The sequence below is a fragment of the Hungatella effluvii genome (genome assembly GCF_003201875.1).
Classification (GTDB): Bacteria; Bacillota; Clostridia; order Lachnospirales; family Lachnospiraceae; genus Hungatella; species Hungatella effluvii.
This window is the reverse complement of record NZ_QJKD01000023.1, coordinates 55626-77485: the sequence shown is the minus strand read 5'-3', so window position 1 is coordinate 77485 and position 21860 is coordinate 55626. Positions and strand designations below refer to the sequence as shown.

At 50.7% G+C, this 21860-nt stretch carries 17 protein-coding genes; 2 read left to right on the top strand and 15 right to left on the bottom strand.

Annotated features, from left to right (window positions below):
- The first annotated feature begins 83 nt into the window (after nt 1-83).
- Complete coding sequence (locus tag DFR60_RS27345; protein ID WP_110326130.1) at nt 84-1934, top strand: GH25 family lysozyme; 1851 nt, start codon at nt 84-86, stop codon at nt 1932-1934.
- 89 nt (nt 1935-2023) lie between these two features.
- Here DFR60_RS27345 and DFR60_RS27340 read toward each other — a convergent pair whose 3' ends face one another.
- The 3 genes from DFR60_RS27340 to thrC all read right to left on the bottom strand — a co-directional run bounded on the left by DFR60_RS27340 (nt 2024) and on the right by thrC (nt 6954).
- Nucleotides 2024-4141, bottom strand: a complete 2118-nt coding sequence (locus DFR60_RS27340; RefSeq protein WP_110326129.1) for a glutamine synthetase III family protein — start codon at nt 4139-4141, stop codon at nt 2024-2026.
- A gap of 304 nt (nt 4142-4445) precedes the next feature.
- Entirely contained in the window at nt 4446-5309 is an 864-nt protein-coding gene (gene fba / locus DFR60_RS27335) for a class II fructose-1,6-bisphosphate aldolase (RefSeq protein ID WP_002601649.1), read from the bottom strand.
- Nucleotides 5310-5466: 157 nt separating this feature from the next.
- Complete coding sequence (thrC, locus tag DFR60_RS27330; protein WP_110326128.1) at nt 5467-6954, bottom strand: threonine synthase; 1488 nt, start codon at nt 6952-6954, stop codon at nt 5467-5469.
- Nucleotides 6955-7281: 327 nt separating this feature from the next.
- Here thrC and sfsA point away from each other — a divergent pair, with 327 nt between their 5' ends.
- Nucleotides 7282-8094: a DNA/RNA nuclease SfsA gene (gene sfsA, locus DFR60_RS27325; RefSeq protein ID WP_110326127.1), complete on the top strand. Its 813-nt coding sequence runs from the start codon at nt 7282-7284 to the stop codon at nt 8092-8094.
- Here the strand turns inward: sfsA and DFR60_RS27320 are convergent.
- From DFR60_RS27320 to DFR60_RS27265, 12 genes are all read right to left on the bottom strand, one after another.
- Nucleotides 8091-9020 (bottom strand): TPM domain-containing protein, encoded by a 930-nt coding sequence (locus DFR60_RS27320; protein WP_110326126.1) that lies wholly within the window; start codon nt 9018-9020, stop codon nt 8091-8093. The two genes, sfsA and DFR60_RS27320, sit on opposite strands and share 4 nt — an antisense overlap.
- Complete coding sequence (locus DFR60_RS27315) at nt 9017-10102, bottom strand: TFIIB-type zinc ribbon-containing protein (protein WP_110326125.1); 1086 nt, start codon at nt 10100-10102, stop codon at nt 9017-9019. The genes DFR60_RS27320 and DFR60_RS27315 overlap by 4 nt, the downstream gene beginning before the upstream one ends.
- Nucleotides 10099-11454, bottom strand: coding sequence for an SPFH domain-containing protein (locus DFR60_RS27310; protein ID WP_110326124.1), 1356 nt, complete (start codon nt 11452-11454; stop codon nt 10099-10101). Before DFR60_RS27310 ends, DFR60_RS27315 begins: the two co-directional genes overlap by 4 nt.
- A 316-nt stretch (nt 11455-11770) precedes the next feature.
- Nucleotides 11771-12823: a helix-turn-helix domain-containing protein gene (locus tag DFR60_RS27305; protein WP_110326123.1), complete on the bottom strand. Its 1053-nt coding sequence runs from the start codon at nt 12821-12823 to the stop codon at nt 11771-11773.
- Between the two features lie 123 nt (nt 12824-12946).
- Entirely contained in the window at nt 12947-13777 is an 831-nt protein-coding gene (locus DFR60_RS27300; protein WP_025531414.1) for a deoxyribonuclease IV, read from the bottom strand.
- A 33-nt stretch (nt 13778-13810) separates the two neighbouring features.
- A complete protein-coding gene (locus tag DFR60_RS27295) occupies nt 13811-14773 on the bottom strand; it encodes an ABC transporter permease (RefSeq protein ID WP_110326122.1) in 963 nt (320 codons plus the stop codon).
- Nucleotides 14751-15713, bottom strand: coding sequence for an ABC transporter ATP-binding protein (locus tag DFR60_RS27290; RefSeq protein WP_002601658.1), 963 nt, complete (start codon nt 15711-15713; stop codon nt 14751-14753). The genes DFR60_RS27295 and DFR60_RS27290 overlap by 23 nt, the downstream gene beginning before the upstream one ends.
- Entirely contained in the window at nt 15713-18205 is a 2493-nt protein-coding gene (locus tag DFR60_RS27285; protein WP_110326121.1) for a DUF8725 domain-containing protein, read from the bottom strand. Before DFR60_RS27285 ends, DFR60_RS27290 begins: the two co-directional genes overlap by 1 nt.
- Before the next feature lie 7 nt (nt 18206-18212).
- Nucleotides 18213-19349, bottom strand: a complete 1137-nt coding sequence (locus DFR60_RS27280) for a sensor histidine kinase (RefSeq protein ID WP_207659581.1) — start codon at nt 19347-19349, stop codon at nt 18213-18215.
- Nucleotides 19339-20046 carry a response regulator transcription factor gene (locus DFR60_RS27275; protein ID WP_002601661.1) on the bottom strand — a complete coding sequence of 236 codons (708 nt, stop codon included), beginning with the start codon at nt 20044-20046 and terminating at the stop codon, nt 19339-19341. Before DFR60_RS27275 ends, DFR60_RS27280 begins: the two co-directional genes overlap by 11 nt.
- 122 nt (nt 20047-20168) lie before the next feature.
- Nucleotides 20169-21110, bottom strand: a complete 942-nt coding sequence (locus tag DFR60_RS27270) for an LPXTG cell wall anchor domain-containing protein (protein WP_110326119.1) — start codon at nt 21108-21110, stop codon at nt 20169-20171.
- Between the two features lie 85 nt (nt 21111-21195).
- Nucleotides 21196-21843: a flavin reductase family protein gene (locus DFR60_RS27265; RefSeq protein ID WP_110326118.1), complete on the bottom strand. Its 648-nt coding sequence runs from the start codon at nt 21841-21843 to the stop codon at nt 21196-21198.
- Nucleotides 21844-21860 lie beyond the last annotated feature (17 nt).

Below are 21860 nucleotides of genomic sequence, written 5' to 3'. Positions count from 1 at the left end.
TGTGTGGGTATCTGCACTTCGGCGCGGATACCCATTGTAGTTTTATCGGAACAACTGACTGCAAGGATGAGGAGGCTGACACTTTGAAGCACAGAAGAATTACTGGAAGAATTACGGCGGCAGCGCTCAGCGCCGTCATGGGCTGTTCAGGAGCATTCCTGTACTCCGCCCCGCCCGCCTACGCTGCGGGCTATGAACGGGTAAACGGGTATTATCAGATGCTGGATGGAACCGTGATCGACGGCGTCGTGGCAAGAGGAATCGACGTATCCCGGTGGCAGGGCAATATTGACTGGAATACAGTAGCTGCTGACGATGTGGAATTCGTCATGCTGGGTACCCGGTCAAAAGGGGCGGTAGACCCCTATTTCCACAAAAATGTTAAGGAGGCTTCCGATGCCGGAGTACGGGTCGGCGCCTACATTTATTCACTGGCAACCACACCGCAGATGGCTGTGGAGGAGGCGGATTTCGTCCTCGATCTGGTAAAGGATTATCCGATTTCATTTCCAATCGCGTTTGACGCGGAAGACAGCTCCACACTTGGTTCTCTTCCGCCGGCACAGGTCACGGAGATCATCAACGCCTTCTGCGAACGGGTGGAGGCGGCCGGATATTATCCCATGGTCTATGCCAACGACTACTGGCTGGCCAATAAGATCGATATGAAAAACATGCACTACGACGTGTGGGTGGCCCGCTATGAGGTAAAACATAACTTCTCCGATCCAATCATGTGGCAGGCCACCAGCACCGGTTCCATCGAGGGAATCAGCGGTAATGTTGATATCAATTTCCTCTACAAGGACTTAACTCCCTATCTCCCGGGGAATCTCTGGAGGACCATCGGGGACAAGACGTATTATTACCAGAACTATCAGATGCAGAAGGACGCCTGGATCAATGACGGAACCGGCTGGTTCTATATGAACGGCGAGGGTCTTGCTTCTACTGGGTGGCTGGAGAAGCTGGGACTTAACTATTATCTCGACGAAACGACCGGACGCATGGTGACCGGTTGGAAACAGCTTTCCGATAATTGGTATTTCTTCAATGCCAGTGGTGCGATGAGCACCGGTTGGCTGGATGATAACGGCTCACGTTATTTCTTAAACAACGACGGTACCATGAAGACGGGATGGCTTCAGCAGATGAATCAGTATTATTATCTCGATGAGGCTTCTGGAAAGATGGCTACCGGATGGAAGCAGCTGGCCGGAAAATGGTATTTCCTTCAGGATACAGGTATTATGGCTACCGGATGGCTGGATCAGAATGGAACGAAGTATTTCTTAAACAGCGACGGCTCTATGGTGACCGGCTGGCATACGGAAGGGGATAAAAAATACTTCCTGACTGACAGCGGCGCGGCGGCTACCGGATGGCGGCAGCTGGACGGTACATGGTACTATTTCAATCAGGGCGGCGATATGGCCCGCGGATGGATCAATCCGGACGGAAACTGGTACTACTTAAACCAGGACGGCAGAATGCAGACCGGCTGGCTGGAGGACGGCGGCGCGAAGTACTACTTGAGCACCTCTTCCGGAAAGATGACCGTCGGTTGGCGCGAGGTTGACGGCGCTTGGTACTATTTCAACGGCAGCGGCGCCATGGTCACGGGTCTCACGGAGATCAACGGGCAGCTCTACTACTTAAATCCTGCTGACGGCAAGATGGCGTCTTCCACTACCCTAGATTTTGACGGTATCGATTATACCGTCGACGCAAACGGCGTCTGCACTAAGGTAGAGGAACCGGTGGAAGGTGCTGCACAGGATGGACAGAACACCGGCAGTGCAACACAGGACGGACAGAATGCTGGCAATGCACCACAGAATGGACAGAGTGCCGGCAATGCAACACAGGAATCCCCGGCTGACAGCAGTCAGACAACTTCTCCAACGAAAGAGATCGGGCCTGGAATTAAATAAGTAAGACATTGAAAAGCAGCTTCGGCTGCAAAAAAGGAACCGCCTCCCTGTTAATCAGACAGGAGGCGGTTCCTTTTTTCAATTTTCCCTTATACTTCAAAAATCAAATCTCCATAGCTTGGCATCGGCCATAATTCCTTATCGACCATCATCTCAAGCTTATCCGCCGGGGCGCGGAGCGCTTCCATAGCAGGGACTACGATATCGTGGTAGGCATTGGCCTGTTCCTTATTGTTTTCGATGATACCGCATTTCTCCGTTACATCGATCAGATTTGCCAACGCTACCTTCATATCAGAAAGATAGGCGGAGGTCTCTGTCAGAAGTTCGGCCTGGACGCTCACATCGGCATCCGGGCAGGCGGTCTGTACTTTACTTAAGGAATCGGCCAGCATGGTCGCATATTTGACGGCCGCCGGGATAATCTGCTTACCGGCCATATCGATCATGGTTCTGGCCTCGATGTTGATTGCCTTGCTGTATGCCTCATATTCGATCTCAACACGGGATTCCAGTTCGGCTTTCGTAAATACGTTGAATGCTTCAAACATCCGGACAGACGCTTCTGTGGTAAGGGCCGGGATCGCTTCCACCATGGATTTAATGTTCGGAAGGCCTCTCATCTCGGCCTCCTCTACCCATGCGTCCGCATAGCCATTTCCATTGAAGATGATTCTTCTATGGGCTGCCAGCTGCTCTTTGATCATATCATGTACCGCGGTATCGAAATCCTCCGCCTTTTCCAGTATGTCGGCCGCTTCCTTAAACGCTTCCGCCGCAATAGTGTTTAATACCACATTCGGGGAAGAAATGGAATCGGAGGAGCCTACCATACGGAACTCGAATTTGTTGCCCGTAAAGGCGAACGGGGAGGTTCTGTTTCTGTCGGTCGCATCCTTGAATAAATCAGGCAGTGTCTTGACTCCCGTCTTTAAAGTGCCTCCCACCTTGGAATGGGTGGCCTCGCCGGTGCTGCAAAGCTGATCGACCACGTCCTCCAGCTGTTCGCCAATGAACACGGAAATAATAGCGGGCGGCGCCTCGTTGGCGCCGAGTCTGTGATCATTTCCGACGTCTGCCGCAGATTCACGAAGCAGATCGGCGTGGCGGTCAACGGCCTTTAAGATACAGGACAGCACCAGAAGGAACTGAATGTTCTCATGAGGGGTCTCACCTGGATTTAACAGGTTGATTCCGTCTTCTGTGGTCAGGGACCAGTTGTTATGTTTTCCGGAACCGTTGACTCCTGCAAATGGTTTTTCGTGAAGCAGGCAGTTTAAGCCGTGACGGCCGGCCACCTTCTTTAAGGTTTCCATTACCATCTGGTTATGATCTACGGCCACATTGACCTGCTCGTAGATCGGCGCCAGTTCATGCTGAGCCGGCGCAACCTCATTATGCTGGGTCTTGGCCGGAACGCCTAAGCGCCAGAGTTCTTCGTTAACTTCCTTCATATATGCCGCGACACGCTCCCGGATGGCTCCGAAATAATGATCTTCCAGCTCCTGTCCCTTGGGAGGCATGGCGCCGAATAAGGTGCGGCCTGCATAAATCAAGTCTTTTCTCTGTAAATATTTTTCACGGTCAACCAGGAAATACTCCTGCTCCGCCCCTACGGACGGGACCACACGTTTGGAAGTGGTGTTGCCGAATAATCGTAAAATTCTCAGTGCCTGCTCGTCAACAGCCTCCATGGATTTTAAAAGAGGTGTCTTCTTATCCAGGGCTTCTCCTGTATAGGAGCAGAATGCGGTGGGAATGCAAAGGGTTACGCCGATGGCGTCTTCTCTTAAAAATGCCGGTGAAGTACAATCCCATGCAGTATAGCCTCTCGCCTCAAAGGTGGCTCTCAAACCGCCTGATGGGAAGGAGGAAGCGTCCGGTTCGCCCTTGATCAGCTCTTTTCCGGAGAACTCCATGATGACTTTTCCCTCGGAGGTCGGTGCTGAAATGAAGGAGTCATGCTTTTCGGCTGTGATACCGGTCAGCGGCTGGAACCAATGGGTATAATGGGTTGCGCCTCTCTCAATTGCCCAGTCCTTCATCGCATGTGCAACAACATCAGCGATGGACGGGTCCAGTTCCGCTCCGTCTTCGATCGTTTTCTTTAATTTCTTGAAAACGGATTTCGGCAAGCGCTCTCTCATGACGGTTTCGTTAAATACGTTTTTACCGAATATTTCGGCAACATTTACTACTTCGCTCATAAATTTTCCATCCTCTCATTTGGTCTGTAATTTAGACTTCTCGAGTCTCCTCTTTTTTTCCTGGTTATGCGCGCAATCATCTGTGACAGATTAAGTCCCTCATTCCGGACTCTCGCTCCGGCGCAGAGTGCGCCTCCCCCGGAGGGTTCTGGTTTTATAGGGCGAACGTTCCTATGATACCAGAAATGGCGCCCTCCTGTTGTCAGGAGAACGCCATCGTTCCTTAATTAAAATAAACCATTTTTCTCAAAAATGCAAGTATTTTTTTTAATAATTGCATTTCAGGATCCAGGATTATTCAAACTTAAGCTTTTCCCACGGAACCGAATAATTCCATCTTCTCTTTGACGGTTGCCTTGATTGCTTCCGTTCCTGGTGCGAGAAGTTTACGCGGGTCAAAACCCTTGCCTGCTAAATCCTTGCCTGCTTCGATGTATTTACGGGTAGCGTCAGCAAAGGACAGCTGGCACTCTGTGTTTACGTTGATCTTGGCTACGCCGAGGCTGATCGCTTTCTTGATCTGATCCTCAGGAATGCCTGTACCACCGTGAAGTACTAACGGCATATCGCCTACTTTGTCTTTTACAGCAGCCAGAGTCTCAAAGCTTAATCCAGCCCAGTTCTCCGGATACTTGCCATGGATGTTGCCGATACCGGCAGCCAGCATGGTTACGCCCAAATCTGCAATCTGCTTGCACTCGTTCGGATCTGCACACTCGCCCATTCCAACTACGCCGTCTTCCTCGCCGCCGATGGAGCCGACTTCTGCCTCTAAGGAGATGCCTTTCTCTGCACATACTGCTACGAGCTCTTTCGTCTTCTCAACGTTCTCTTCGATCGGATAGTGAGAGCCATCGAACATGATGGAGGAGAATCCTGCCTCGATACATTTATAGCAGCCTTCGTAGCTGCCGTGATCCAGATGTAAAGCTACCGGAACTGTAATGTTCAGTTCACCGATCATAGCCTTTACCATCGCTGATACTGTCTTGTAACCTGTCATGTATTTACCAGCACCCTCGGATACGCCAAGGATGACCGGGGAATTCAGTTCTTCTGCTGTCAGTAAGACCGCTTTGGTCCACTCAAGGTTGTTGATGTTGAACTGGCCAACAGCATACTTTCCGTCTCTTGCTTTTTCAAGCATTTCTTTTGCTGAAACTAACATATCACAAACCTCCAATTCGATTTATATTTATTTCATTTCTACATCATTATATACCATTTCGCAGCATTTGCAAAGATAAATATTTTTGAATTGTGATTTTTATAACAATCTTACATATTTTCTTACATATCGCCTTTTCCAACCATCATCTTTTCGATTATACCGAAAGAATCCCAGCTACCGTGGCCTGCATCTGATCGATGCCGCACTCCGCGGTATGGCGCACAGGCGCTGTGCGGATCTCCTCTACGGCCTGCGGAATGGCAACGCCTGACAGCTCCGCCAGACGGTCCACAATGGCGAATTCATCTTCCTCCGGCCGAACGCCGTCGATGGCCTCCAGAACGCTTCCTGAGAACTTATACGGGCTGGCTGTGGACGCGATAACGGTTTTGGCAGGATCCTTTGTCTCTTCTTTATAATGGTTGTATACAGACGCAGCGACACCTGTGTGGGTATCAATTAAGTACCCGGTGTCTTCAAAGATCTTTTTAATCGTGGCACGGTTCTCTTCTTCCGACGCAAAACCTCCAAGGAAATCTTTCATGAACCCGCGCATCTCTTCCGTCACCGTGTAGCTTCCCTTCTCGCTCAATTCCTTCATCAGGGCTGCATTGGCCTTAGCATCGCTGCCGGCGCTTAAATAGATGAGGCGCTCTAAGTTGCTGGAAATGAGAATATCCATGGATGGGGAGGTCGTCAGGATGAAATCGCGGTTCCTGTCGTATGTACCCGTGCGGAAAAAGTCATACAGGACCTTATTCTCATTGGAAGCACAGATCAGGGTCTTCACCGGGACGCCCATCTCTTTTGCCAAATAAGCCGCAAGGATATTGCCGAAGTTGCCGGTAGGCACCGTCACGTTGATCTGCTCCCCTGCTTCGATCTCGCCGGCCTCCAGAAGCTTTGCATAGGCATACACATAATATACAACCTGAGGAACGAGACGGCCGATATTGATGGAATTCGCAGAGGAGAGCTGGCAGCCTTTTTCGGCGAGTGCGGCCGCAAATGCCTTGTCTCCGAATATTTTCTTCACGCCGGTCTGGGCATCGTCGAAATTACCGTGGATCGCAACTACGTGAGTGTTATCCCCCTTCTGCGTCACCATCTGAAGCTCCTGAATGCGGCTTACGCCGTCTTTTGGATAGAAGACGATGATGGCTGTTCCTTCCACATCGGCAAAGCCCGCCATGGCGGCCTTACCGGTGTCGCCGGAGGTTGCAGTCAAAACTACAATCTTGTTTTTTACCTGATTTTTCTTAGCGGCAGTGATCATTAAATGCGGCAGAATGGAAAGAGCCATATCCTTAAATGCGATCGTGCTCCCGTGATATAACTCCAGGAAATAAGCGCCATCCGCCTTTGCCAGAGGAGCGATCTCCCCGGTGTCAAATTTGCTGTCATACGCTCTGGCGATGCAGTTCTTCAGTTCTTCTTCCGTGTAGTCGGTGAGGAACAGCTTCATCACCTCATAGGCGGTCTCCTGATACGTCATGCCTGCCAGTTCTTCCATCGTTTTATCGAGTTTTGGGATAAAGGTCGGCATAAATAAGCCGCCGTCGTCTGCCAGCCCCTTTAAGATTGCCTGGGAGGCCGTCACACCGGTCTCGCCGCCGCGGGTGCTTTGATAGGATAATTCCATGATGTCTCTTTCCTTTCTTACTCTTACATATTGTAATTCAGCCGTATTTTCATGCTTTTGGTCTGAAACCTTGCCAGAATTGTAGCATACTTTGTTTGAAGGTGCAACCAGAAACGTCAAAAAAGTTTTCATAGTACGGACATATGTATTCAGTTTAAGGACATTACATTTCAATTTATTTTTGTTACGTGGTGTGGTATGCTAGGAATAGTCTGCACGGCATTTTGCGGGGAATTTCGTTCCGATGAATGAGGCGTAGGGCTATGCAGACTGAATGGAGGCTCTTTATACTTATGCTTTTAATGATAGAAAGGATATATTTTAACCATGAGATATGAACATATGATACAGGGTACTTTTATAAGCCGGCCTAACCGCTTTATCGCCCATGTGGCTATCCGGCGAGAGGCGGGCGGGGAAGAAGAAACCGTAGTCTGCCATGTAAAAAACACGGGACGGTGCAGAGAGCTGCTTCTGCCGGGCACTGCAGTGATACTTCAGTTTCATCCGGAGGCCGCAGCACTGGGCAGGAAGACGGAATACTCGCTGATCGGGGTCTTGAAGGAACGAAACGGAGAACTCCTGCTTATCAACATGGATTCCCAGGCTCCGAACCAGGTGGCGGCGGAATGGCTTCATGCCATGGAGCAGGCGCCAACACTGCCGGTTAACGGCTATGACGGTGAAAAATTTCAACCAGTGCTCAGACTGGCCAATATTCGCAGGGAAGTCACCTATAGACAATCCCGGTTCGATCTGGCTTTTGATATGGTTTTTACCGCCTCTTCCGCCTCTGCTTTTCAGAGCTGTACGAAACCTGCCTTTATGGAAGTCAAAGGTGTAACTTTGGAGGAGAACGGCGTCGCCATGTTCCCCGACGCGCCGACCGAGCGGGGCATCAAGCACATTCTGGAACTGGCAGAAGCGGTAAAGGCAGGGTATGAGGCCTATATCCTGTTTGTAATCCAGATGAAGGGAATCCGGGAGTTTACGCCCAACCAAAAAACGCATCCCCAGTTCGGGGATGCGCTGCGCCTGGCCCATGAGGCCGGCGTCCATATTCTCGCTTATGACTGTATCGTGACCGCGGATACTTTAGAAATCGACCGGGCTGTACCGGTATTTCTATCCAAATACTAAAACTTTCTTCCTCCGCCGCCATAGCTGCGGCCACCGGAGGAATGAGTTGTACTGCGGCCGGACGAGGAACTACCGCCGCCACCGGAATGACCGCTGGAAGTATTCTTTGGAATCACAATATGGGTGACGGTCTTATTGACCAGATTATCTGTATTTGCAGAAAAACGGAAGCGGCAGTCTGCCCGGTAGGCTTTTAAATAATTTTCAGCCTGTCTCCGCTCTTTCTTCATCGCGTAGCGGTTCCTGACACCAATACAGGGGCTTATGGCCGCCAGCAGGGCCACCGCCAGGGCTAATGCGGCCTCCGACCAGCTTATGCTGCGATAGACGCTGATTTTACCGGTGTCGCGGTCGTAGTTGTACTGACCGCCCGGTATTCCGGCCGTGTAATATTTGCGGACACCCGCTAAAAATGCTTCGGCACTGGCCGCATAGTCCTCATTCGATGCGCCCTCATAGGCATCATCTAAAATAGTATTCCACCGCTTATCCGTCAGAAACCGGTTCATCGTTCCTACAGGAGCGATATACAGCTCCCGGTTATCCATATCAATCAGGAATATCACACCGCTGTAGTCTTTTCCCGTTCCGAAATTTCCGTTAGTGTAAAAATCTTCACTGTACCTTTCGGCTGATTTTCCACCTGCATCATCCGTGGTAACGATCACCACATCCATGTTCATATCTTTCCGCATGGAGGCAATTTCTTCTTCCATGGAACTCTTCTCTGCTTCGCTGAACAGACCCGCTTGATCGAAAACTCTGGTTTTACCTTCTGCCAGGTCAGAGTTCCCGGAGGCCCGGGCTGTGGACACCATGCAGAATCCAGCCAGAAAGAGAATCGCCGCGGCAAAGAGCAGCAGCCGAAGCAGCTGACTCCCGTTTTTTATGTATACGGATACACCATTTCTTTGTCGTCTCATCATATCAGATACCCCATCAAAAGCATGAATAACAGGACCGGGAAGAAAATTTCCGCAAACAGTATCAACAATTTCGTCTTATCAACCGGAAGTTTTCCACAAACTTTTCCCGTTTGTCCATTGACGGTAAAATAGTACATCTCGTTTTTAGCCTGGTCATGATAGGTGAGTGTCCAGACTGGAAGAAGGGCGTATTCCCATTTCTCATCTCTCAGCTGCGCGTCCGACCGGCGAACACTGACCCGGTCATACGTTCCAACACTTTCTTTTAGGGAATCAAGCGCAAACTGGCGAACCTCGCCGTATACGTCAGCGGAAAAGTCCTGTTCCTCCATATCGCGCCGCTCTGCCACGAAGCCGGACAGATAACCTGGGGTAAAATGCTCCAGCTTCTCCATATCATAGGGCAGAACCCCCTCCACCAGCTCTCTGTTTGCCTTTTTTAAGGCATTGCGGGTGACGTGGTTCACTTCCATGTCGCCTTCCCGGAAAATATCGTACGTCTGGGTCTCTGTATACTGATACCGTCCGCTCACCCAGATTCGCAGCCTGTCGGCCCGGGCCTCCAGCTCTCCTTCCACCCGGCAGCTGTACATCAGATACGGAAAATACACACCGGATATTTTCTGGATCTGATCCTCTGAATAAAAGGCTTTCGGCACATATCTTTTTTTCTTCATCCACTGGGAAAATATGGCGGTCGCTTTTTCTCTGTCCAGCTGAAAGGGGATGACATAGTCCGGATTATACTCTCCTGACAGCTTTCCGGAAAGAATTACCGGATTGTGACAGTAATAACACATGGTGGCCGCAGTGGTCTCATCGGTTACGATCTCCGCTCCGCAGCTGGGACAGGTGTAAAGGACGGGAGTCCCTTCCATTTTCCGGTCCTCCTGAGTTTCCTCTCCGGCCATACCGGCAGACTGGAAAATGGTCTGATCGGCCGATGCTTCCGGACTCAGCCGTTCCAGTTCTTCCTGAGTAAACTCGGACAGACAGTATTCACATGCATATTTCTGTTTCTCAGGATCAAACTGCAGGCCGCCGCCGCAGTTCGGACACTTATATGTTATGGTCGCACTCATGGTCTTGGTTTCCCACACTCCGAACAGAATTTTCCATTGTTGGCAGTTCCGCATTCACAGGTCCACGGACCGGCTGGCCGGGGAGCTCCGCATTCCGGACAGAACTTTCCTGTGTTGACAGTTCCACATTTACAGGTCCATGAGTCACCTGACTGGCTTGCTGCCTGTCTGGCCTCAGACGCCTGCTGTACAAAGGACGGGGTTCCGGTTCCCGGTATCGGGCCATTGCCGCCTGCCTGGCCGGCGCCCTGCGTCGGCTGCGCTCCCGCCATTTGGCCGCCCTGCATCTGCCCGGCTGCCATCTGCTGGTTTCCTGCCATCTGCTGGTTTCCTGCCATCTGCTGATTTCTCATCATCTGATTCATCTGCATCTGCTGTAAATTCGAGTTGGAAGCAGCTCCCATGAAGCTGCCTCCCGCGTTCATGCCGACACCCATGCCCATAAAGCCAGCCATGGAGCCGTGCGCATTGCTCCCGGCGGCCTCCATGCCTCTGGCTACCGAGCCCTGAACATAACCTTCCCGCACGCCAGGATCGCTCAGCATGGCTCCCTGGTTTCTCATATTGATCAGATTCTTGGATTCTTCATCGTACGAGATACTGGCAATACCTACAGACTGAATCTCCATGCCTCGGATGGCCTTCCACTGACTGTCCAGAGTATCCGCCATGTAGTCACCCAGCTCTCTGCCCTTGGAGGCCACGTAGGAAATGCGGATCCCGTCAGCCGACATCTGATTAATGGAGGACTGCAGCGCCTCTAAAAATTCGGACAAATACTGCTCATTGATATCCGTAACCTCAACTCTTGCCTTGTTTTTCGGAATAGCCTCGGCGTAGAATAACAGCGGGTCCGTTACCTTGATCGAGTACGTACCGTGGGCACGCAGAAACAGTTCTGCATTGTAAAACTGGTCAAAATAGTTAATTGGATTCGGGGTTCCGAACTTGATTCCCTTGATCTCCTGCAGGTTGATGAAATAGACCTTCTGAGACGTAGGAGTTTCGCCGCCGAAACGCACACGGTCAAAGGACTCTTTAAGCGCCTCCCCGAACTGTCCGTTAAACAGGGATGGCAGGGAGGAATTCTTGACGGTATAATATCCCTCTTCCGCGGTGTAATCGATAATCTTGCCTCCATCTACCAGAATCATGAACTGGTTGGGGTACACGTGGATGACGGAACCGTCGGAAATCGTATTATCCGTTCCCTTCGTATTGGACCCTCTGCGGATTTTCACGCCGCTGGTGAAGACTGTCTGATCTCCCATATTGCCTGACTCAATGACCTCCAGCCACTGGTCTGCCAATGAACCGCCGATGGCGGTCGTAACTGCTTTTATAATTCCCATGTTGCTGCCTCCTGTCACGTTTATTAGAATAAAGAGTCCGGCTCGCCGGACTAACGCGCCGAAGCGCGGTTGCTTCAGCAACCATACTTCCTTAGCGCGAAGTGCGCCTCCTGCCCGGAGGGCTTATTGTGTAATAGGAACACTTTCCTATTATACAATAAATATCCCGATATGAATATAGTATACCATACCGGGATTCCATCTATCTACAAAATTTTCTATTACGATTCTTTACTTTGTCTCCGAAAGTGACAGTTACCGTCCTCACTGAAAGTCCTCGCCGGGCGTTCCGGTGCGTGGGAGGGGCAGGGAACTGTCACTTTCGGTACTGCTCGATCAGCTGCCTGAATTCCTCATTGCTCTGAAGGAAGTCGTATTTTGAACAATTCTCGAATTCGTATAAAATAGGCGCAATGATCTGCTTCGTATAAGTTTCCGGAACCCCCTTAACCGGAATATGCCGGAATAAAGGCGAGTTTTTTATCTCCCACGGCGTTGCCGCCGCCTTCAAAAGTTCTTTGATCATTCTGATGCTTTGTGCCTCATCTTCCCGGTCGAGAGCCGCCTGCAGCGCGATTACCAGCCCGTTATAGTTCCACAGTCCCATTTGCTCCGCAACGACCTTCCAGCGTTCCCCTATGTCTGTGGCATCCTCCGGCCGTCCCTCTTTCACTGCAATTTCAGCGAGGCTTAGGAGTACGCCCTCCAGCTCATTCAGCCGCATGATCAGCGTCTGCTCCATCAGACGGGCCGCCTCATCAAGCTTTTCCTGTCTGATATAAAGATTCGCCTGGATCTGACGTTTATCCATATGGTTTCTTTCCGGAAGCAAATCCAGCATCCTCTGTGACTTTTCATATTCCATACGAACCATATATTTTGATGCCAGCATAAACCGGGCGCCGGTGGTGACTTTTTCATCACCACACTCCGCCGCGCGCTCATACAGAGAGAGAATCTCCTCCGCATACTCATCCCGCTCCTCGTAACACGAGCCGTTGATAAACCACGCGCCGTCTAACACCATCGCAGCCCTGTGAATCAGCGGACCGCATGCGGGGTATTCCTGTACCTTTTCCCTCACCAGCCTGATTCCCGCGCTCATTCCGTCCGCCCGGACCGTCTCTGCCACTTCTACACAGAATCCGGCAATCTCCTGTTCCGTCAATTCCTCTTTGAAGCAGAGCAGCGTATTCAAATCCGTTTTCAGCAGGCGGGCCAGCGCAGGCAATAACAAAACATCAGGGCAGGTGATCCCCTTTTCCCATTTGTTCACGGCTGGCGCAGATACTCCTAAATACTCCGCAACCTTCTCCTGGGTCAGTCCCAGTTCTTTTCGTTTTTCACGTATTACCGCATTCATTGCCATACATAATCCCTCCTGTTTTCTATGAAGAAGGGCCCTTCATGGTCTTATTATATCAGGCTTCGGACAGGTATACAATTGAGTGTCTTTTAATTCGTGGTTTTGTTTTTTAACTATAAGTTATTTTTATCTGCTCGCCTCTCTCATGACTGCAATCTCCCTGGCATACCCGGGAAGCTCATTCGGTGTCTCTAAATAAAACGGCAGATCTTTTAAAGCCGGATGCGTCACCACACGCTTCAACGCTTCCTCCCCGATACAGCCTTCCCCGATCTTCGCATGGCGGTCCTTATGGGCGCCCAGCGGATTCAGACTGTCGTTTAAATGAATGGCCTTCAGCTTTTCCAGACCGATGATCCGGTCAAACTTCCCGATGACGCCCTCCAAATCATTTACAATGTCATAGCCTCCGTCCCACACATGGCATGTATCGAGGCAGACGCCCATGCGTTCCTTACACTCCACACGGTCTAATATCTCCCGCAGTTCTTCGAATTCACGGCCCACCTCGCTTCCTTTCCCGGACATGGTTTCAAGGAGAACCGTAGTACGCTGCTCCGGTTTCAAAATCTGGTTCAGCATATCCGCAATGAACGCGATCCCCGCCTCTGCCCCCTGTCCCACATGGCTTCCCGGATGGAAATTATAGCAGTTGCCGGGCGTATACTCCATACGCCTTAAATCATCCGCCATCGTATCTCTCGCAAGCTCTCGCAGATGCTCATCCGCAGAGCAGGCGTTCAGCGTATAAGGAGCATGGGCCAGGATCCGCTCGATCCCGTTCTCCTTCGCAAATGCCAGGAACCGTTCCACGTCATTTTCATCGATGGCCTTCGCCTTCGTTCCACGCGGATTCCTGGTAAAAAACTGAAACGTATTTGCATCAATCTTCACAGCCTCTTTTCCCATGGCAAGATAACCTTTCGAAGATGATAAATGACATCCAATTGTCAGCATATGTTTTCTCCTTTATTTCCGCAGGCAGTCGCCTTACGACTGGCTGCCAGCCGCCGGGACACTCACCCCCACCTTGCTCTTTACCTTCTGCTGTTTTACCGGTTTTCTCTTGACCGGATTGATGGCGCGAATTGCGATCAACAGGAAGATCGCAGACAGCGCCAGCTGAATGATGATGCTTATAACCACCCAGTAATTCATGATGAAATTCTCCGGATGCGGGCCGAACCAGCGGCTTAAGCTTCCGGTAACCTGATTATCTCCTGCCTGGCCGTTAATCATCACGTAAAATGTGGCAACCGGGTTCAGGAGCAGCAGATATAAAAATCCTCCGGAATTAGCCTGCTCCGTCATGGAACCGACCGAGCTTATGTATGTGTTGTTCATGTTCATGCGGGCGATGGAAAGTGCAAACACGTTTACCGCATACGTCCCCGCCGCAATCAAAATCAGAATGCCATAGGTTACCACCGTCGCAATGGTGGAACGCTTAAAAATGGCCGAAAAACAGATTCCCATGCTCCCGGTGAGCAGCGCTACCGCCACATAGCACAGGAGAAGCAGGCAGACGTCATAGAACGTGATGCCGCCGTATACAAAGGACACCGCCAGCAGCGGAAAGCTGGATACGATCAGGATAAACATGGTCGAAAAGGACGCGCTCAGCTTTCCCAATATAATCTCCGACGGCTTCATGGTCGTTGTCAGCATCAAATCCAGCGTCTGCCGCTCCCGCTCTCCGCTGATGCTTCCGGCAGTCAGGGCCGGCATGATGAACATCAGCATGACGAACTCCACCACGCTTACAAATACGTACAGATTCAGGAAAGAGGAGTACTGGATCTCCGCCGTTATCTTTACTCTCGCAACAACGGAATACATGTTAAGCAGAGCCACCAGGGCCAGAATTCCGTTAAACACCATGATGATCAGCGCCAGCCTGAAGCTTCTGGAGCTGACGGTGGTCTCTCTTTTATATACCGGATTCATTTTCATGTACTAACACCGCCTTTTCTACATCGTGGTCAGTTATCTGCATAAATAAGGATTCCAGGCTTCCAGGTTCACGGATAAACCCGTGCACCATCACTTCCGCATCCACCAGCTGCTGAAGCAGGACCGCCTCATCCTCCTCGTCCCCGACGAACTGGACCATGATATTGCCTTCCTTTACGGAAATGGTCTGTACGCAGGGCTGGCTCTTTAAAATCGTCAGCGCCTTCTCCTTGCTCCCCAAAATGGAGATGATCAGCGGATTCGAGGTATTGACGCGGCGCAGGATCGCTTCCATGCTGCCGCTTAACACCATCTTTCCCTGATCGATGATCCCGATGTCCGTACAGAGCTCGGAGAGCTCGGAGAGGACATGGGAGCTGATCAGGATCGTCTTTCCCTGCTCCCGCAGTTCTTTTAATATCTCCTTAAATTCAAACCGGGTTCTCGGATCCAATCCGGAGGTCGGCTCATCCATGACGAGAAGGGACGGATCGTGGATCAGCGCCCTGGCGAGGCACAGCCTCTGCTTCATACCACGGGATAAGCCGTCCACATAGAAATTCACCTTGTCTTCCAGTCCAACCTGTTCCAGAAGCGTCATATAACGCGTTCTCGCCTTTAAGCCGTTGATTCCATAGCAGGAGGCGAAAAACTCCATGTATTCACTGACCTTTAAATTGTCGTATACGCCGAAGAAATCCGGCACATACCCGATCTTAAGCTTCAGCTGGGACAGGCCGCCGGTTACATTCACGCCGTCGATCAGCACCTGCCCCTCGTCCGCCTCTAAAAGTCCGGTCATAATCTTGATGGTCGTCGTCTTTCCGGCTCCGTTGGGCCCTACGAATCCGTAGAGTGCTCCATCGCCGATGTCCATGTCCAGACCGTTCAGTGCGTAAAATTTTCCAAATGTCTTTTTTAAGTTTCTGATCTCCAGCATCATTTATCCTTTCCCAGGACGGTCAGCATCGGCAGTGTCACCCAGCTGTAATCCGTGTTGTTGTCAAAGATATATTTGATTGTCATCGTATTTCCAGGAGACAGATAAGGCTCCAGTTCATCTGCAGCATAGACGCTCTTTCCGGTATCCATCAGATCGTAAATTCCCGTATCGTGATTGTAGAAATAGAGGCTTCCGCTGAACAGGGTCAATCCATTGTTCTTCTCACCTTCCAGGAATTCATCCGAAATCTTTTCAAATGTCAGGCTCTCCACCTCGATGTCATTCCCCAGGGAGTACTCTAAAACCGTCGGGTCCATGCCATAGACGGAGTTGCTGGCCGCGTAATACTGGCCGCTCACGACGTGGGGCGCCTTCATCAGAGCCGAACGGTAGGTATAGCCGTTCTTCTTCGTGCTGATATCCAGGGCAGAAGTGAACATGGTCATGCCGTAGGTGTCAAAGTCACCCTTTGCCAGGAATTTGCTGTCAGACTGCTCTCTGCTGAACGCCACGATCCGTGCCTCCGGACTGTAGACAGAGGCATACGTGTCGAGGTAGAAGCCCAGGATGTTTGCCCGGGAAAGTGCCAGCATGTAGTTCTCATCCTCGATATCCGGCTTCTCATACTGATAGCCGCCCGTCACACGCTCCGCGATTAAATAGGAGCTGTTCAGCGGATAATTAATGACCTTCAGACCATCGAGCGACATCGTCTCTCCCGGCCCCAGTTCATCGATCACGATCATCTGTCCGAACATCATCACTCCGACCTTTTCCACCGGGAATGAGTACCGGTTCGTCACGGTACCGCTTATCTGGCCGTCAAACAGAGTGACATTTCCCGTAAGCCCCTGGTGCTCGGTGTTGGGACTCTTCTTCACGAGTGAGAAATACTTGGGAGTGAAGGCAACCACGTTCTGAGCGGATATCTTCGTCTCATTCAGCCCGTACTCGACCCGCACCTTGCTCTCCTCCGTGCCTGTAAATTTGGGCACCGGCGTCATATCGTAATAATAGCTTCTGGTTATGGGAAGCAGGTCGTAGCCCGGATCCAGTGAAACCGCGTACGGTTTGTTATACGGAGTCCGTATGTTGATGTAGGTGTACTCGTCAATGGATTTCTCCGACGTATCCAGAATCGTGGCGTAGGTAAAGAACGTATTCTTAAACCGGGTTCCGACTCCCATAAGGTAGATGACCGCCGCAAAGGTAAGGGACAGAACGACTGCACCCGTCCGGTAAAATCGTCTCCGCTCCTGCTTCTTTAACAGCAGGTAAAGCCCCGGCCCTACCAGAATGATATAACCGAGAATCACAATCACATACAGCGGCATATTCGGAAGCTTATCTACATTGCCTGTGTTCAAAATACTCTGAACTGACCAGTATTTGCTGGAATTGCCGTAATAGAGATAGGAGGATAAGTTGTTCAGCTTATCTTCTCCCAAAAGCGCGGTCAGAAGCTTATCCACGTAGGAACGCTGTGTCTCACAGAAGTCCGAGATATCCACGAAGTCATAGGCGGCGACTCCCACCAGCCCCTTACCTTTCGGAGTCGATGTGAGAACCGGAAACTCGTCGTTGGCCAGCACTTCGGTGCCGCCCTTTAACGAGATGTCGGCGCAGGTCAGATTGATAAAGGAATCTCCCGGGCCGTCGGTGGCATATTCCACGCCCATATCCACGGAACGCACATCGGGCGCTGGAAATGCCGTCTCGACAATCTCCTCACGGAACGCCGCCAGCGTATCATTCGCGCGGCCGCCGGTTCCGATTAACAGCGTTCCGCCCCCTCTGACCCACTCCCAGACAGCGTCAGTCTGGCTGTCTGAAAGCTTTCTCGTATCGTAATCCGTGATCAGCAGTACATCCAGCAGATCCATCCCGACAGCCTTATCCGGCATGGTATCCGCCGTCAGATTAAATGTCTTCGTCCTGACCGAGCTGTAATTGACTCCCACACCGTTTAAATAGTTCAAGCTGTCCGGAGAATCGGAAAGGATGCCCACATACAGCTCTGCGACTTCACGGCTCACATTGATTCTCAGACGTTTGCGCACAAGCTCCGTGCCATTTCCATCGAACAGCTTCACATACAGAATCTCACCTCTGCCTGCCGGAATGTCCAGGGTCTTCTCCAGGTTCTCCCCTGCGGACAGGGTCAGCGGGTAATCGTAATCATAAATCTCATAATCGGACTCCATTGCCTGGATTCGAAGAGTACCTTCAAACGCCTTCTGCTCCTGATTGGCCAGGGAAATCTGAATCGGCACATAGCGGCCGCTCTTGGCCGCCCCGTCATATCCGTAAGTCACGTCCATCACGACCGGAGACGACGCCAGATAAATATCGGACTCGGTATTTAAGCTGTTCGCCGGCTCTGTCATATTCTGCGCAGCATAGGCCTTTACACAGGAGGCAGGCAGTAGAACACTGCCTGCCATGCTCAGTATCACCGCCCATACGAGGGTATTTTTTCTGAATCTCATCCTTTTGTCATCCTATCTTTCCAAAGTTTTCCTTGTTAACGTCAAAATTCACTTTCAGTTTCACCGTAAATACCGTACCAGATAAATCGCTGGTCACGGTGATTGTGCCGCCATGCATATCCACGATATTCTTCGAGATGGCAAGGCCAAGTCCGGTTCCCCCCGTGTTGGTGGAACGGGACTGCTCCACACGGTAAAACTTGTTAAAGATAAGCGGCAGTTCATCCGCCGGGATCACATAGCCATAGTTGATAACTGAAACCGTGACAATCTCATCATCCGCGTGCAGCTTCACCATGATCCGTTTTCCATCCGCGCCGTACTTGATGGCGTTGTTGATCAGATTATCGAAAAGCCGGGCCAGCAGATTCCCATCTGCGGTAATCACCTTGACGGGTACGTTGCTCTGCAGTTCATACGATAAATTCTTGTCTACAAAGCTGGGATAGAACTCTTCCAGCAGCTGGCTCAGCAGTTTCACCACATCCACCTGGCCCACATGCATGGAAAGCTTTCCGTAATTCATCTTTGTAAACCCAAATAAGTCTTCAATCAGCTTTTCCAGACGCTTCGTCTTCACATATGCGATATTTATGTACTTTTTCTGTATCTCCGGTTCCAGCTTCACGTCGCCGGAAAGCAGCTCTAAGTAACCGATAATGGAGGTAAGCGGAGTCCGCAGGTCATGGGCCACATTGGTAATCAGCTCATTCTTCGTCCGCTCGGATTCTCTCTCCTTATCCATCAGTTCCTTTAAGTCTTCTACCATCTTATTTAAGTTGGCAGCCATGGAAGAGAACTCGTCGTCTCCTTCCACCTCCACCGTGACATTCAAATCCCCTTCGGAAATGTTCTGCATGGCATCGGAAATCTTCGTGATATAGCGGAGCGACTTTTCCTGAAGAATCATGAAAGTGACAGTAAAGACAAGGATACCAAACAGCACATACATCAGAATAACCACCACGTCAAAGGAGACGAGAATCGATATAAAAAAATTATCGATTCCCGCATTGTTCATATAGGTGGCGATCAGAGATACGTTGGTAACGAGAAAGACCTCGATCAGGACGGTAACGACCGCGCTGTAAAAAATATTTGTTATCACACGGGTGCGGAAGCGCCGGTTCATATCATTTTTCAATTTTGTACCCTACCCCCCACACTGTGGTGATAATCTTATTCTGCCTTGTGTCTTCCTTCATCTTGCCGCGCAGACGTCTGATATGTACCATGACCGTGTTATTGGCCTCATATACTTTTTCATTCCACACCTTCTCGAATATCTCATCCGTGCTGAACACACGGCCCGGATTGGACGCCAGAAGATAGAGGATATCGAATTCAATCGGGGTCAGCTTGATCTCTTCCCCGTAAACGGTCACTTTGTGATTGTCTTTGTTGATAATCAGTCCGCGGATGGTAATCTCGTTGCCCGCCTTCTCATTCACCGCACTGTTGGGGTTTAACTGGGTGTAGCGGCGCAGCTGGGACTTCACACGGGCCGTCAGCTCCAGCGGGTTAAACGGTTTCGTCACGTAGTCGTCGGCTCCCGTTCCCAGTCCCATGATCTTGTCTAAATCGGTGGACTTGGCGCTCAGCATGATGATCGGTATGTTGTTTGTCTCTCTGATCTTTCTGCACATCTCCATCCCGTCCATGCCCGGCATCATAATATCAAGCAGAACCAGATGGATCTCATTTTTATCCAGAATATCCAATCCGTCCATGGCGTTATTGGCCTTAAATACTTTATATCCGTCACTGACCAGATAGATCTCTACCAGCTCAGCAATCTCTTTTTCATCATCTACCACCAGAATGTTCGTAGTTTCTGACATGAAAAATACCTCCCTTGTGTTATTTCAGCTTTAGTCTGTTTCCATTCTACCACAAGAAAGGTATCTTTGCTTTACTATTTTCTTACAAAATTACCATGGAATTTCCTACTCCCGCGGCCTTTTTAAGATTCTTTCCGCCCGCCGTCCGCCGTTTTTTCCTCATCCCTCTTTTTAACCGCCATAAATCGGATTACGAACGCGGTCAGGACAATGGTCAGGACGATCAGCCCCGCCACGGTGAGGGGCAGTACCAGGCCGGATCTGCCTGTCTTTGGAAGGCTTTCCAGCGTTTTACGATCTGCAGGAGGGGTAAGTTTCGGTTTTTCCTGCGGTTTCAACTCCGGATTTGCCTCCCCCGGATCGCTTAAATTAATCCAGAAATTCCTATAGCCGAAATAATAGCCCGAATGGCCCCAAAGATCTCCGCCCGGATCCTGGTACGTCTGATCGATGGATATCTCACTCTCCATGGATTCCAGCGTTCCGTATGAAATCTCCGAGCCGGGATATTCCCAGAGATAGATGGTCCCCGTATCCGGCATGACCACCTTTGGCGCCGCACCCTCATCCGTCTCCTGAATCTCCGCCCTGTGCTCTTCGGCAAAGCTGTAACCGTCGTATACACTTAAGAGTTCTTCCATCTTAATCCAGCCCACGGTAGCGCCCTCATCCCAGCTGTAGTCTTCCGCCGGCTGTCCTTCGTCATTTAAAACGTACTGGACCAGTCCCCATTTCCCGGATATGCCCTTGTCATACGTCATGGACACGTACAGAACAGGGCCATTGGCAAGGACATCAAGGACATTTCTCTTCTCAGGACTCTCCATGACCGTCACATATCCGTCGGCGCCATTGGCGTAATAACGGCGTCCCTCGTAATCGCAGTCTTCGTAATGCTGGTCGTAAAAAGAATCGTCCGGCGTCCAGATCACATCGGCCCCAGCTCTCTTTCCCGGCGTCAGCAGTAACGCTGCCAGAACCAGAAGGAATACGACCGCCTCCCGGACAGGTCTTAATGCCATTGCCTGGCCGGCCAATGGTCCTCCATTGTTGTTTTCTCTCATTCTGTTCTCTCCTCCCTTACTTTTTGAGAGCACTCCTGGAAACTCCCTTGCGCTCAGATTCGTGAGAGTACTCTTTAACGCTGCTTCAGTCCAGCCTTTCGATGTTTACCGTCGCGACTGCCGACTGCGCAGGTTCCCCGGTCTTAAGATCCTGAGGGGCCGGAATCAACATCATAAATCCGTCTTTGCCGTAACGTTTTTCATAGCCCTGCGCATACTCCTCCTCGACAGATATATGCTGAACCTGGCCGATCACCATCGCTGTAATCCCGGCGCCGCTTAAATCCTGAATGTCTTTCAGCGTACACTCCATATTGATGAAGGCCTCCTGAATCATGGGGGCGTGAATCGTTTTCGCGTCCTGCACCGTGAATCCGCCTGCCTGAAATTCGTCCGCCTCGTACTCGTTGCCCCGGATCGTATTGATCAGCCTGTCGTAGCAGCTCACAGGGAGAAAGTTAATGCCGAAGCATGCTTCCCTCCGGATATTGGCATAGGTATGCGTATGCTGGTACAGACCTCCCATCACCGCGAAAAAAGCCGTCTTGTCCCCATGGAAACAGCTCCATGCGTGAAAACAGACGTTGGGCATTCCATTTTCTTTCCATGTGGTTACCGCAAACAGAACCGTCGGAATTCCTGATGTCGTCTCAAAATGAGAAAACAGCTCAAATTCTTCCGGGTATGATGATTTAAAATGGGATGGGAAGATTGTTCCAATCTCTATTTTCATAATCTCCGCCTCGCTTT